The organism is Niastella populi, assembly GCF_002078015.1.
GTDB classification, from domain to species: domain Bacteria; phylum Bacteroidota; class Bacteroidia; order Chitinophagales; family Chitinophagaceae; genus Niastella; species Niastella populi.
The window spans coordinates 40,291-54,182 of the sequence record NZ_LWBP01000243.1; the positions used below are offsets into that span (position 1 = coordinate 40,291).

The window sequence follows — 13,892 nt, forward strand, 5'->3', positions numbered from 1 at the left end:
CCGGAGGGTAAACCGGCAACCGGCGCTGCCCCTGGCATTGCTGCCCGTTTTAAGGCGCCGTCCTATGCACCGGTAGTTTAAACCCTGCTTATTCGATTGTTTGTATGCGTTAGACACAGACAGTATGATATTCTTTGCCTGGTGCCAATTGCCATAGACTCCGCTGGCGTAAATTTTGCTGCCTTTGTTCTAACCGCTTAACTCCTTCATGAAACCGACCTGTTGACCGGGAATAAATTTCTACATGCGATCTAAAACTTACAGTTATCATGAACAACAAGGAGGAACAGCAGCATGCCGGTGCGGCCAGTATCGCTACAATACATAATGGGAACGGGCATGCTGAACACGCGCAGTCTTTCTGGACCAAATACATATTCAGCCAGGACCATAAAATGATTGCCAAACAATTCCTGATCACGGGCATTATCTGGGCTATTTTGGGGGCATTGTTCTCCGTGCTGTTTCGCATACAGCTTGGATATCCGGGTGAACGTTTTGCTTTTCTCGAAACCCTGTTGGGGCATTGGGCCGAAGGCGGTGTATTGAACCCGGAATTTTATTATGCCATGGTTACCATGCATGGCACCATCATGATCTTTTTTGTATTGACGGCGGGGTTGAGCGGCACATTTGCCAACTTCCTGATACCGCTGCAATGCGGCGCCCGCGATATGGCCTCCCCATTGCTGAACATGCTTTCATACTGGTTCTTTTTTGCCGCCAGTATCGTAATGTTCTCCTCGCTTTTTTTACAAACCGGTCCGGCCAGCGGCGGTTGGACAGCCTATCCGCCCCTGAGCGCCCTCGGCGATGCCATGCCCGGTTCGCGCCAGGGAATGGATTACTGGCTGCTGGCCCTAGGGCTTTTTATTGTAAGCACCTTACTGGGCGGCATCAACTATATTACAACGATCATGAACCTGCGTACAAAGGGAATGACCATGACGCGCCTGCCGCTTACCATTTGGGCGTTGTTCTTTACCGCCTGTTTGGGGCTTTTGTCGTTTCCGGTACTGCTGTCGGGTTTTATCCTGTTGCTGTTCGACCGGCATATGGGCACCAGCTTTTATCTCTCAGATATCTTTATTGGCTCTACCGGCCAGGCCCTGGCAAATGAAGGCGGCAATGCCATTTTATACCAGCACCTGTTCTGGTTCCTCGGTCATCCTGAAGTATACATAGTAATACTACCGGCCATGGGTATAGCTTCTGAAGTGATCAGTATCAATGCACGTAAACCGATATTTGGTTATACCGCCATGGTAGCTTCCCTGTTTGCCATTGCCATATTGTCGTTCCTCGTATGGGCGCACCACATGTTCGTGACGGGTTTGAACCCGTTTCTCGGTTCTGTATTCGTACTGCTCACGCTGCTTATTGCCATTCCCTCGGCTATAAAAGTATTTAACTGGCTTACCACCTTATGGCGGGGAAACATCCGCTTCACACCGGCCATGTTGTTTTCCATTGGCTTTGTGAGTGTGTTCATCTCCGGCGGGCTTACCGGCATTTGGCTGGGAAATTCTACAATAGATATTCATGTGCATGATACGTATTTCATAATTGCCCATTTTCATCTGGTAATGGGTGTGGCCGCTATGCTGGGGATGTTCGCCGGAATTTATCACTGGTTCCCTAAAATGTACGGGCGGTTTATGAACACAACGTTGGCTTACATCCATTTCTGGGCAACATTTATAGGTGCATATTGCATCTTCTGGCCCATGCATTATATGGGACTGGCGGGTATGCCGCGTCGTTACCTCGATTTCAGCCAGTGGCAATCGTTCAACCAGTTTCAAAACCTGAACCGGTTTATCACCGTTGCCTCCGTCATTGTGTTTGCGGTGCAGTTGTTATTTATCTTCAACTTCTTTTATTCCATTTTCAAAGGAAGAAAAGTAAAAAGTATAAATCCATGGGAAGCCACTACACTTGAATGGACCACCCCTGTGTTGCCGCCGCATGGCAACTGGGAAGGAGAGATACCCGAAGTGCACCGCTGGGCGTATGACTATAGCAAGGATGAAAGGCCATTCATTCCACAAACGGAGCCGGTGGGAAATTCGGAAGTAGGAGGCGGGAAGTAGGAAGTTTCAATTTTGTTCAGAATCATTAAGCGGCCGCCTGATAAAATTCAGAAATACGGAATACTGGTATAAAATATAAGAGGTAGAACGAAAGAAGAAAACCCCGGGTTATCAGGTATATATTGCTTCTTACATCCTACCTCTAACTTCAAAAGATTATTTCCTCAAAAGATACAATTTCATAAGCTCATTCATAAGCAACTAAACCAGCACATCGCCCGTCATTTCCTGAGGCACCGGTAATTCCATCATAGTAAGGATGGTTGGTGCAATATCGCCCAGTTTGCCCGGCTTTACGGTTCCTTTGAAGTTTTTGTCAATGATGAATAAGGGCACCAGGTTCATGGTATGCGCCGTATTGGGGGTGCCGTCTTCATTGATGAGGTAATCTGCATTGCCATGATCGGCGGTTAAGAAAATAGTATAGCCATGCTCCAGCGCAGCGGTAACCACACGCTCAACACATGTATCAACGGTTTCAACAGCTTTGATGGCAGCGGCAAAAACACCGGTATGCCCCACCATGTCGGCATTGGCATAGTTCAAACAAATAAAATCCGCTGTTTCTTTTTCTATTTCCGGAACGATGGCGTCGGTTAATTCAACGGCGCTCATCTCAGGTTTCAGGTCATAGGTAGCCACTTTGGGTGAAGGGATCATTATACGCGATTCTCCTTCAAATGGCGTTTCGCGGCCGCCGCTGAAAAAGAAAGACACGTGCGGGTACTTTTCAGTTTCGGCTATACGGATCTGTTTCTTGCCGTTATTGGCCAGTATTTCACCAAGTGTATTATTCAGGTTATCGTTCTCGAACACTACGCCTACGTTTTTAAACGTTTTGTCGTATTCGGTCATGGTAGTGTAGTTCAGCGACAGTTTTTTCATGCCGAAATCGGGCATATCGGTTTGTGAAAGCACTTCTGTGATCTCACGGCAACGGTCGGTGCGGAAGTTGAAGCAGATCACTGCATCGCCGTCTTTTATAGTGGCCAGCGGTTTTTGATCGGCATCGACGATAACCGTTGGTTTTATGAATTCGTCGGTAACATTGGCCGCATACGATTGCTCAATCGCTTTCAAGGCATCGGTTGCTTTTTCGCCAATACCGTTTACCAGTGTGTCGTACGCAAATTTAACGCGTTCCCAGCGTTTATCGCGGTCCATAGCATAGTAGCGGCCGCTTACGGAAGCAATTTTACCGGTAGTAGCGCTGAGGTGTTTTTGCAGATCGGTCACGTAACCCAATCCGCTTTTGGGATCGGTATCGCGGCCATCGGTGAACGCATGAACAAAAACGTCGCTTACACCTTCCTGCTTACACAAAGTAACCAGCGCTTTTAAGTGATTGGTATGAGAGTGTACCCCGCCATCACTAACCAGGCCTATCAGGTGCAGCGGTTTTTTGTTCTCCCTGCTGTAGCGGATGGCTTTTAACAGCATTTCATTTTTAAAGAACGAGCCATCACGTATGGCAACATTGATGCGCTGTAGTTCCTGGTAAACGATACGGCCGGCGCCCAGGTTCAGGTGGCCCACTTCACTGTTTCCCATTTGCCCGTCGGGCAGGCCTACCAACTCGCCGCAGGTTGTTAAAGTTGTATTAGGATATTTTGCGTATAAAGAGCTTACAAACGGAGTATGAGCGTTTTGAATAGCATCTGAAGATTTAACCTTTCCGAGGCCCCAACCGTCCATTATGACTAATATAGACTTATTATTTTGCATATAACAAAGTGATTATGTTTGGTTTGGTGTACAAAACTGCAAAGGTAAGGCAATGCGGCGGTAGTAGTAATTTTTGCCGACATTCTTACTTTGGCATATTTTTAGCGAATTTAGCGGTGAAAAGTAAAATTTGCTCAATTATGAAAAAGTATCTGGGATTTGCGATAGCAGCCGTTTCGCTCGTCCTGGTATCCTTTGCACCCCTTTATTCTATTGATGACGTAGTAGCTGCTATGCGCACCGGTAATGCCACACAATTGTCGAAGTATTTTGATAGCCGGGTGGACCTTTCTTTACCGGGTAAAAGCGACAATTACAGCAAAAGCCAGGCTGAAATGATCCTCAAGGATTTTTTCAGCAGTAATATGGTAAAGAACTTCATCATAAAACATAAAGGGGAGCAAAATGGCTCCCAGTTCTGCATCGGTCTGTTGCAAACCAAAAATGGAAATTTCCGCACGAAATTCTTCATGAAGCAAAAGGGCAACCAACAGGTTGTTCAGGAGCTTGGGTTTGAAGTAATGGAATAGTAAAAACCGGAAAAACATATTTGCCGCCGGAATTCGCCGGCAGGCAATGAGGCAGGGAAACAGGCGATTGGAATGGACTAAATTGAAGGCCATTCTAATTGCCTGTTGTTGTTAGCGGTTGGTTTTATTACCTTGCCGATTGATTACCTTTGTGAGTATGCTCACATTCAACGAACAGCTGCATCATTTAATTGAAGCGGGCCTGCAGGAAGACATAGGCGACGGAGATCATTCTACACTATCTGTTATACCGGCCGATGCCAGAGGAAAGGCCGTGTTAAAAATAAAACAGGCCGGTACCGTAGCCGGTATGCAGGTTGCCGAAGCGATCTTCAGGTATAAAGAACCTTCCATACAGTTTACCGCACTTAAGAAAGACGGCGACTCCATGGAGGCCGGTGAACATGCTTTTGAGGTAACTGCAACCGTGCATAGCATTTTACAATGTGAGCGGCTGGTGTTGAATTGTATGCAGCGGATGAGCGGCATCGCCACACTCACCCGTTTATATACCGACCGGTTGAAGGGATATGCCACCCGCCTGCTCGATACCCGTAAAACAACCCCCGGTTTTCGTTTACTTGAAAAAGAAGCGGTGCGCATTGGTGGCGGGCATAATCACCGCATGGGTTTGTACGATATGATCATGCTGAAAGATAATCACATCGATTATTGCGGCGGGTTGGAAAAGGCCATTGAACGGGCCTGGATCTATGTGCAGCAGGTTAAACCCGGGTTAAAAATTGAAGTGGAAACCAGAAGTATCGATGAGGTAAAAAGAGTGATCGCCTTTGGGAAAGTTGATCGCGTTATGCTGGATAATTTTTCCCCGGAGATGCTTTCCCAGGCGTTGAAGCTGATAAACAGAACCATTGAAACCGAAGCCAGCGGCGGCATTACGCTGGATAATATTACCGAATATGCCGCAACTGGTGTAGATTACGTTAGTGTAGGAGCGCTGATACATCAGGCTGCCAGCCTTGACTTAAGTTTAAAAGCTGTGGTGATCTAATTTGATAATGTGATAATTTGATAATGGAATACAACTGCAAAGTATAACAATGAGTAAGAAGAATAAACCCGACAATAAAGGATTCGTATACAGCACCGATCCCAATTTCAGGTTTGAAGAAGAACGGGAAACCGTTCAAACGCCTGCACCCGAACAACAAAAATTACGGGTACGGTTAGATACCAAACAACGCGCCGGTAAAGCCGTAACGCTGATCGTTGGTTTTATTGGTACCGACGACGATCTCGAAGACCTTGGCAAGAAGCTGAAAAACTTTTGCGGTACCGGCGGTTCGGCCAAAGACGGTGAGATCATTATCCAGGGCGACCAGCGCGAGAAAGTGATGCAATGGTTGTTGAAGAACGGATATAAGAACAGTAAGAAAGCTGGATAAAAATCAATTGGCAATTGGCAACTGCCAATCTGAAAATACCCTGAGCGAAACCAAATGGCCGGCTATGATCGTTAAGCGAAGCCGAAAACTGGCTAACCCGGCAAAAGAGTTGAAATTCTATTATAGTTGTATCGTAAACCCTAACCCCTGAACATGGCACTCTTTTTCTTTTATTTACGCGTGCTTTTCACGCTGATCATGCTTGCTTTCTTTGGTTTTATGGTAATGCATTTTGTTATGTCCATAAAATTGATAAGGCTGGGTAATAAAGAGGCAAATCATATGAAAAAGCAAAGTGCGCAAAGATCGATCCTGTGGTCAGTGTCTGGTATGTTGTTGGTGTTCTTTGTGTGGATGGCTATTATGACCTGGCTGTAAGCTTATATAAAAGCAAAAGGATCGCACCGATCCTTTTGCATATTGTGTGCCTTATCGACTATTGACCGGCAGCAGAGCTATATGCTTTCTTTTCTCCCCACATATTCAGTAATTCAAGCGAAGGGATCTTGAAATCGCCGCTTAAGCTTACATACAATCCTATTACATCCTGCTGGTTCAGCGGATACGTATCGATGCTTTCAAACCGAACGTTATACTGGTTCACCAGGTTCGTATAAACAGAGCCGGTAGGCCATACCTGCGTGCCACGGTTGCTGATGTTGATAAGATTGAATTTAACCCCTGCGTGACGCTGGCATTTCTTAGCGATTACATCAGGTTGCTCATTACTTTCAATGAACATATCAACTCCAATGATTTGTTCATTTATCAGTTCCTTCGATTCCAGCATGGTATTTTTTTCCAGTTTCAACGGAGTGGGAGTGCCTGGTTTATTAGCTATTATTGGTTTGGCATTCAATTCAGGTGTTTTGCCAAAGTTGCCGATGATGGCATCGGCAAATTGTGTGGTATTGAGGCTTTGCTTGTTTTTATCGCCAAAGTCGCCTGTGTGCACACCCTGTTCAAGGGTATACAGCAACGCGTTCTCAATAACGGCTGCATTTTCTGTAAGGCCAAGGTGACGCAGCATAGCGAAGCCGCTTAATAATAATGCGGTAGGGTTGGCGATGTTCTTACCGGCAATATCGGGCGCTGTGCCATGCACCGCTTCGAATATACATATGTGATCACCGATGTTGGCGCTTGGTGCAAAACCCAAACCACCCACCAGGCCGGCGCAAAGATCGCTCACGATATCGCCCTGCAGGTTGGTCAGCACCACCACATCAAAAGTATCGGGGCGGGTAACCAGTTTCATACACAGGTCGTCAACGATGATATCATCTGCTTTAAGATCGGGGTATTCTTTTGCTACTTCGTAAAAGCATTCGAGGAATAACCCGTCGGTGATCTTCATGATATTTGCTTTGTGACCGCAGGTAATGCGGCGGGCTTTTTTCTGACGCGCCATTTCAAAAGCATAACGGATCACCTGCAAACTGCCGGGGCGGGTGATAAAGCGGCGGCTCAATGCTACGTCGTGGGTAAGCATGTGCTCTATACCACCGTATGTATCTTCAATATTTTCGCGAACAACTGTAATATCGATGGGAATGCCTGCTTTGGAGAAAACGGTATCCACACCGTGCAGGGTTTGAAAAACCCGTTTGTTGGCATACGTATTCCAGGTTTTGCGGGCGGTTACGTTTACACTTTTAACGCCTTTGCCCTTGGGGGTTTCCATGGGACCTTTAAATAAGATACCCAGGCGTTCGATGGTTTGCTGGGCTTCTGGCGTCATGCCGTTTGAAAATCCTTTATCGAATACCCATTTGCCCATGTCAACCATTTCGTATTCTAGGGGCACTTTGTTGGCTTCAAAAATATTTAAAACGGCACTCATTATCTCAGGTCCAATGCCGTCGCCTTTGGCCACTGCAATTTTCATGTGTATTTTAGTTTTTGTTGTTAATATAAAGCCTCATGTAACTGGTCGCAATACCCATTAGATTATTACATGTTAATAATGAATTGATTATCGCAAAAGTTCCATGTTATGTAATTAAATACTGATCGATGTGAATAAATCCCCGGCAAAATTAGCCATCAACACCAACAATTCATATTAAAACGTGAATAATTGCTATGGCTGGCTTTTATTTTTGATTATCTTTAATTCCCAAATTGTTAGTGCAATGGTTTCAAAGATTTCCGAAGGCATTGAAATAAGTGTCGAAACGTTTTACCAGCCCGATTATTCCAACCCTGTATCGGGAGAGTATATGTTTGCCTATCGGATAACCATTGAAAATCATAATAACTTTCCTGTAAAGCTTCACCGCCGCCACTGGTATATTATTGACAGCAATGGCACCAATCGCGAAGTAGAGGGCGAAGGGGTAGTAGGCGTTCAGCCAACCCTGCAGCCCGGCGAACGGTATCAGTATGTAAGCGGCTGCAACCTGCGGAGTGAAATGGGTAAAATGCATGGCACCTACCTCATGGAGAACCTGCTTAACAAAACTTCTTTCGATGTGAACATCCCGGTATTCGAGATGATCGTTCCGTTTAAGATGAACTAGGTAGCGCAGTGCGCTAAGTTGAAAAGTTGATAAAGGCTTCAAGTTACAGGCCTCGCGACTATTTTCACCACGCCAATAATATAAGATATTAATAAAAACAAAAGGCTTCCGATTACCGGAAGCCTTTTTACATTTATTAGGTTTGTTATTTATTGCGGTCATAAAGTTGAGATACCTCTATCAACATGTCAACTTTTCAACTATCTAACTCCATGCATCATCTTTTTCAACAGCGGCGTCAACGCATATAATAATGCAGCGGCAGCCACGCAAAGCACTACGAAAACCATAAAGAATTCGTAAAGGTTAGTAATAGTGAAGCCGGAAAAAGTGGGATAAGTGATCGGGATCTTCTTCTCTGCTAAAAATGCCAGTTGCTCGGCTGTAGGTTGAACGGTTTTATCGAGAACACTTTGCAGGTTGATCCCTTTTTCAGCAGCTACCTGAAACTTATCACCGGTTGGCGGTAACAGAGCGCCCAGGGTTCCGGTGAGGGCATAGCCTGCCGCATTACCGAGGAACCATACGCCCATCAGTAATGAACCAAAACGTTTGGGGGCCAGTTTGGCTACGAGCGACAAACCAATGGGCGACAAACACAATTCGCCCCAGGTATGTAAAAGATATAATACAATAAGCCAGATGATACCTATTTTATCATGGATCTGTAATCCCTTTACCTGGGTGGCAATGATAAAATAACCCAATCCGATGAGGGCAAGGCCAATAGCCTGCTTAACGGTAGAGATCGGTTCAAGGTTCCTTTTCTGCAACTTCAACCACATAACACTGAAAGGCAGGGCAAAGATCACTACAAACAAGCCGTTGAAGATCTGTACCATACTGGGGGGCATATGCCAGCCTAAAATACGGGTATCGGTTTGTTTGGCGGCAATGAAAGTGAGTGAGGAACCCGATTGCTCAAATGCCGCCCAGAAGAAGATCACAAAGAAAGCCACTACGTATAAAACCAGTATGCGCTGGGTTTCAACGCGGGTAAGCGATTTATCGGTGAGGATGAAGATGGCCAGACTTATACCGGCTGCGTATATAAAAGGATAAACGTAAGTTTTGATGGGCGACAGTGCAAGCGCGCCAAAATATGAGGCGAGTCCTGTTTTGCTTTCCAGTAAAGGATATTTAATTGAATCCCACGAAATGTATTGAATGCCGAAATAAAAGATCACCAGCAGGCTGAATAACAGAACTACCGACTGGGTAGTGAATTTGGCATGGGCGGCCTCACCTTCATGAACCGCATTTTTATCAGGTTTGGCGCCAATGGGCTGGCCGGTAGGTGTAACTACAAACTTGTTTTTCAAAAGGAAAAAAATGATCGTTCCCAGCATCATGGCGATACCGGCTGCCAGAAAGCCCCATTTGAAAGCAGTAAGGTCTCGTACTATTTTCTCTGTTCCGTCAGCCTGTTTAATAATATGCTGCACATCACCCACTAACGGACAAATAAACTGTCCCAAAATGGCGCCGAGGTTAATACCCATATAAAATATGGTGAAAGCTGAATCGAGCTTGCTTTTTTCTTCTTTGGGGTACAGTTGACCCACCATTGAAGAAATATTGGGTTTGAAGAACCCGTTCCCGAAAATTTGCAATCCCAGCGATATCCACATAAGGGTTTTGGCCGTTTGCAAATTGGTGCCGAAGGTGCTGGCGCTGGAAAAAAGCACCAGTTGACCAATGGCGAGAATAGCGCCGCCTAACAAGATACAGTTCCGGTTGCCCAGGTATTTGTCGGAAATATAACCGCCCAGCATGGGGGTGAGGTAGCAGAGGCCCAGATACCCCCCATATATAATGGAAGCGTTTTCATCACCCATCATAAGGGCCTGCGAAAGAAAGAGGGCGAGCACGGTACGCATTCCATAAAAGTTGAACCGTTCCCACATTTCGGTAGCGAATAGTACGCCAAGGCCTTTGGGGTGCCCTTTGGAAGAGGTTTTTTCAGTTGAGATCACTTCGGGGGTTATTGTTCCAGTTTGAGCCATACAGTCATGTAATTTTTGTTTTAGAAATCAAGCAATTCGTTAGCGCAGTATTTTAACGGCCCAAAATAATGATTAATTCAATACTGCTAAAAAGAGAATGTCTTAGCGCTTAGCTAATATTCGGCTGCTTATTTCTGTTCAGGTTCGTACTTGCGCTCTTCCTGCGCTACACATTTCATTACCGGTAAAAAGGAATTGCATAGGTAGTATGGGGTTTAATAAAGGGTTAACCAGGGGTAGCCCCGGGGTAGTTAAAAGGGTAGTGGTTAGGTAGCCATGTGGTAGTGAAAATTCAGGAGCGGCATATTTTGTTGTTTAATAATCAAATAGTTAGGGAGTACTGAAATGGTTCGTGGGTAGGGCAGGGGTAGAAAATGCGTTTTTACCCGGCTGCTTGTCATGGTGTTATGCTTCTTTGGGGTAGCCAGGGGTAGTAAATGGCGGTTTACCTGTTAACATTAAACGGGTTTAAGGGTTGTGGCGGGCAGGAGAATTAAAATTCATTAATCCCCCCACAATACCGAAATTCGCGGCGGCAAAACTACTCCACTATTTATCATGAATATTTTACTCTTAGGCTCCGGCGGCCGCGAACACGCACTGGCCTGGAAAATTGCACAAAGTAAACAATGCGACCAGTTATTTATTGCGCCCGGCAACGCCGGTACCTCGCAATATGGCGTCAATGCAGATCTTTCAATCACCGATTTTGAGGCCATCAAACAATTCGTTCTTGAAAAAAACATTTCGCTGCTGGTGGTTGGGCCCGAAGAACCGCTGGTAAAAGGCGTTACCGATTTCTTTAAGAAAGACGATCAGTTGAAGCAGCAGTTGGTTGTTATCGGCCCTTCTCAATATGGCGCCCAGCTCGAAGGCAGCAAGGCCTTTGCAAAAAAATTCATGATGCGCCACGGCATTCCCACCGCGGCATACCGCGAGTTCGATGAGTCGAATTACGAAGAAGGCATTCCATATTTGCAACAGCATGCCCTGCCCATTGTATTAAAAGCCGATGGACTGGCCGCAGGGAAAGGGGTGCTTATTTGCCAGTCGCACGTAGAAGCCATTGCCGAGTACGAACTCATGCTGCAGCACAGCAAGTTTGGCGAAGCCGGTAAAAAAGTAGTAATAGAAGCGTTCCTCGATGGCATTGAGCTGAGCGTTTTTGCACTTACCGATGGAAAAGATTATGTGTTGTTGCCTGAGGCTAAAGATTATAAAAGAATTGGAATGGGCGATACCGGATTGAATACCGGTGGTATGGGCGCTGTTAGCCCGGTACCTTTTGCAGATGCCGCCTTCATGAAAAAGGTAGAAGAGAAAGTTATAAAACCAACCATACGCGGCCTTGAGAAGGAAGCCATCGACTATAAAGGTTTTGTGTTCTTTGGGCTGATAAAAGTAGGCGATGAACCATTTGTTATCGAATACAACTGCCGCATGGGCGATCCCGAAACCGAAGTGGTGATGCCAAGGTTAAAGACCGACCTCATTGAATTGTTCATTGCGGCCGATAAGGGCCAGCTCAACAACATTAAAATTGAACAGGACAGCCGGTATGCCTGTACCGTAATGGCTGTAAGCGGCGGTTACCCGGGTTCTTACGAAAAAGGATTTGTGATCGAAGGTTTGAACAGCCCGCTACCGGCCGATAGCCTGGTATTTCATGCCGGTACAGGGCAAAAGGATGGTAAAGTGGTAACCAGCGGCGGCCGGGTGCTAACAGTTACCTCTTATGGCAGTACTGTAAGTTCGGCGGTGGTTAAATCGAGAGAAGTTCTGCAGTACATCTCATTCGAGGGTATGTACTTCCGTCAGGACATCGGGTTCGAATTTGAATAAATACGGAATGCAATACGCGGAGCGCTTAACTCATTTCCCGTAGTGGGCGCTCCCGAACAAACTCAGTGTGCCCGAAATTCGGGCTGGCGTTCCGCCATAAGCGTTCAGCATTAAGCTTAAAATTAATTTTGATGACAAAACAAGTCCACTACAGCGATTATCTGCAATTAGACAAAATACTGAATGCTCAAGCCCTCGAAAGCGATCTGCTGCAACAGCACGCTCATGATGAAATGTTGTTCATTGTCATTCACCAGGCATATGAACTTTGGTTCAAACAACTGCTTTTTGAGATCGACTCCATAGCGGGCATAATGCAAAACCCCGTTAACGACAATTCGCCCGAACTGCAAACCGTTGTTCACCGGTTGAACCGCATGGTAACCATTCTGAAAGTACTGGTGCACCAGATTGATATTATGGAAACCATGACGCCGATGGACTTTCTCGATTTCAGGGATATGCTTCGCCCCGCCTCGGGTTTTCAAAGCTGGCAGTTCAAACTGGTGGAAGCCAAACTGGGACTAAAATATCAGCACCGCCACGGCCAGGAGTATTATGTTTCGCAACTGCGGCAGGAACAGATAGATGTCATTCGCAAGGTGGAAAGTGAGAAGTCGTTCATTGAGCTGCTCAATGCCTGGCTCGAGCGGATGCCGTTTTTTGAAGAAACGGATAACTGGATAAATTTCAGGGCAACGACAACAACGCCAGCGCTGGCAGAATGGGACGGTGGGCATTCGCCGTTCTGGACCGATTACCGCAACATTTATTCAACCGGCCTGGCCGAAGCGGAACAAAACAACCTGCAGTTCTTTGATTCGGTTTTTTCCGACGCTGCCGGGACTGAAGGGCGTCATTTATCGCCCAGAGCTTCGCGTGCAGCCCTGTTCATCATGTTATACCGCGGCTACCCTATTCTGCAATTGCCTTTCCAGTTGCTGAACAGCCTGCTCGAAATTGATGAACAGCTAAGCACCTGGCGTTACCGCCATATGAACATGGTGCACCGCATGATAGGAACCCGAATAGGAACCGGTGGCAGCACCGGCCGCGATTACCTGAAAGGAGCGTTAGACAAACACTATATTTTTGTTGAAATAGCCCGGTTGACCAGTTTTCTCATTGAAAGAAGAAAGCTGCCGGTATTGAGTCCTGAGATGGAAAAGAGACTGGGTTTTGTGTCATAAGCCATTGCCGGTTACCAGTTTTTTCGGTTTCGGGGAAACTGGTAACCGGCCTCCACAAAAAAGTTAAACCGTTCTGCCTTCGGTCGCTCACTGAACCGTTCCGCAAAGAAATACCGCCGTTTTATTCAACTCCTCACCCAGGCGTGCAATACATTTTCAAACCGCCCTGTATCGTATTGTTGTCAGGCTATTAAATGGGTTTAAGATCTGTGCCCTATTTTGTTCGATTGTTAAATAGTTAATATGTTTCAATTGAAACAAGGCCTGTCATTTACACAGTTAATGAGAAATCGTTTGTTGGGTAGCGTGGCCGCAGCAGCTCGAAATGCAGGCGCAGCGCGCGTTGCAGCGGTTTGTATGCAACATGGGCGGGCGGTTTAGCTATGATAAAGTTCGCGCCGGGCGGGTAATAATACGCGTAAAGTGGGGATGTAAATAATACGGCGGCAGCAGGAAAGAAAGTAAGAACAGGTGGATAACTGCGGTGGTTTTACACGCATGTGCAAACGTTCAACCGGCGCAGGCTGCAGGTTCTCAAACAATTTAAACAACAGGCAACAATTAACGTTTCAGTATAA

Annotated in this window: 11 protein-coding genes; 8 read left to right on the forward strand and 3 right to left on the reverse strand. The window is 46.1% G+C overall.

What is annotated here, in order from left to right; all coding sequences use genetic code 11:
* Window positions 1–269: 269 nt before the first annotated feature.
* Window positions 270–2,093 (forward strand): cytochrome c oxidase subunit I, encoded by a 1,824-nt coding sequence (locus A4R26_RS31190; RefSeq protein ID WP_081170559.1) that lies wholly within the window; start codon window positions 270–272, stop codon window positions 2,091–2,093.
* Between the two features lie 201 nt (window positions 2,094–2,294).
* Here the strand turns inward: A4R26_RS31190 and gpmI are convergent, their stop codons facing one another.
* Window positions 2,295–3,818 carry a 2,3-bisphosphoglycerate-independent phosphoglycerate mutase gene (gene gpmI, locus A4R26_RS31195; RefSeq protein ID WP_081170561.1) on the reverse strand — a complete coding sequence of 508 codons (1,524 nt, stop codon included), beginning with the start codon at window positions 3,816–3,818 and terminating at the stop codon, window positions 2,295–2,297.
* A gap of 140 nt (window positions 3,819–3,958) precedes the next feature.
* Between gpmI and A4R26_RS31200 the strand changes: the two genes are divergently transcribed.
* From A4R26_RS31200 to A4R26_RS31215, 4 genes are all read left to right on the forward strand, one after another.
* A complete protein-coding gene (locus A4R26_RS31200; RefSeq protein WP_165760481.1) occupies window positions 3,959–4,348 on the forward strand; it encodes a DUF4783 domain-containing protein in 390 nt (129 codons plus the stop codon).
* Between the two features lie 157 nt (window positions 4,349–4,505).
* Window positions 4,506–5,360, forward strand: a complete 855-nt coding sequence (gene nadC, locus A4R26_RS31205; RefSeq protein WP_081170565.1) for a carboxylating nicotinate-nucleotide diphosphorylase — start codon at window positions 4,506–4,508, stop codon at window positions 5,358–5,360.
* A 49-nt stretch (window positions 5,361–5,409) separates the two neighbouring features.
* Complete coding sequence (locus A4R26_RS31210; RefSeq protein WP_081170567.1) at window positions 5,410–5,754, forward strand: translation initiation factor; 345 nt, start codon at window positions 5,410–5,412, stop codon at window positions 5,752–5,754.
* A gap of 153 nt (window positions 5,755–5,907) precedes the next feature.
* Window positions 5,908–6,132: a hypothetical protein gene (locus tag A4R26_RS31215; protein ID WP_081170569.1), complete on the forward strand. Its 225-nt coding sequence runs from the start codon at window positions 5,908–5,910 to the stop codon at window positions 6,130–6,132.
* A 58-nt stretch (window positions 6,133–6,190) separates the two neighbouring features.
* Here the strand turns inward: A4R26_RS31215 and A4R26_RS31220 are convergent, their stop codons facing one another.
* A complete protein-coding gene (locus A4R26_RS31220; protein ID WP_081170571.1) occupies window positions 6,191–7,642 on the reverse strand; it encodes an isocitrate/isopropylmalate family dehydrogenase in 1,452 nt (483 codons plus the stop codon).
* A gap of 247 nt (window positions 7,643–7,889) precedes the next feature.
* Between A4R26_RS31220 and apaG the strand changes: the two genes are divergently transcribed.
* Window positions 7,890–8,276, forward strand: coding sequence for a Co2+/Mg2+ efflux facilitator ApaG/CorD (gene apaG / locus A4R26_RS31225; protein ID WP_081170573.1), 387 nt, complete (start codon window positions 7,890–7,892; stop codon window positions 8,274–8,276).
* A gap of 200 nt (window positions 8,277–8,476) precedes the next feature.
* On the opposite strand, the gene A4R26_RS31230 is transcribed toward apaG, so the two are convergent.
* Entirely contained in the window at window positions 8,477–10,282 is a 1,806-nt protein-coding gene (locus A4R26_RS31230) for a peptide MFS transporter (protein WP_081170575.1), read from the reverse strand.
* Between the two features lie 558 nt (window positions 10,283–10,840).
* Here A4R26_RS31230 and purD point away from each other — a divergent pair.
* Window positions 10,841–12,124: a phosphoribosylamine--glycine ligase gene (gene purD, locus A4R26_RS31235; RefSeq protein ID WP_081170577.1), complete on the forward strand. Its 1,284-nt coding sequence runs from the start codon at window positions 10,841–10,843 to the stop codon at window positions 12,122–12,124.
* Window positions 12,125–12,255: 131 nt separating this feature from the next.
* Window positions 12,256–13,314 (forward strand): tryptophan 2,3-dioxygenase family protein, encoded by a 1,059-nt coding sequence (locus A4R26_RS31240; protein WP_081170579.1) that lies wholly within the window; start codon window positions 12,256–12,258, stop codon window positions 13,312–13,314.
* The last annotated feature ends 578 nt before the right edge of the window (window positions 13,315–13,892 follow it).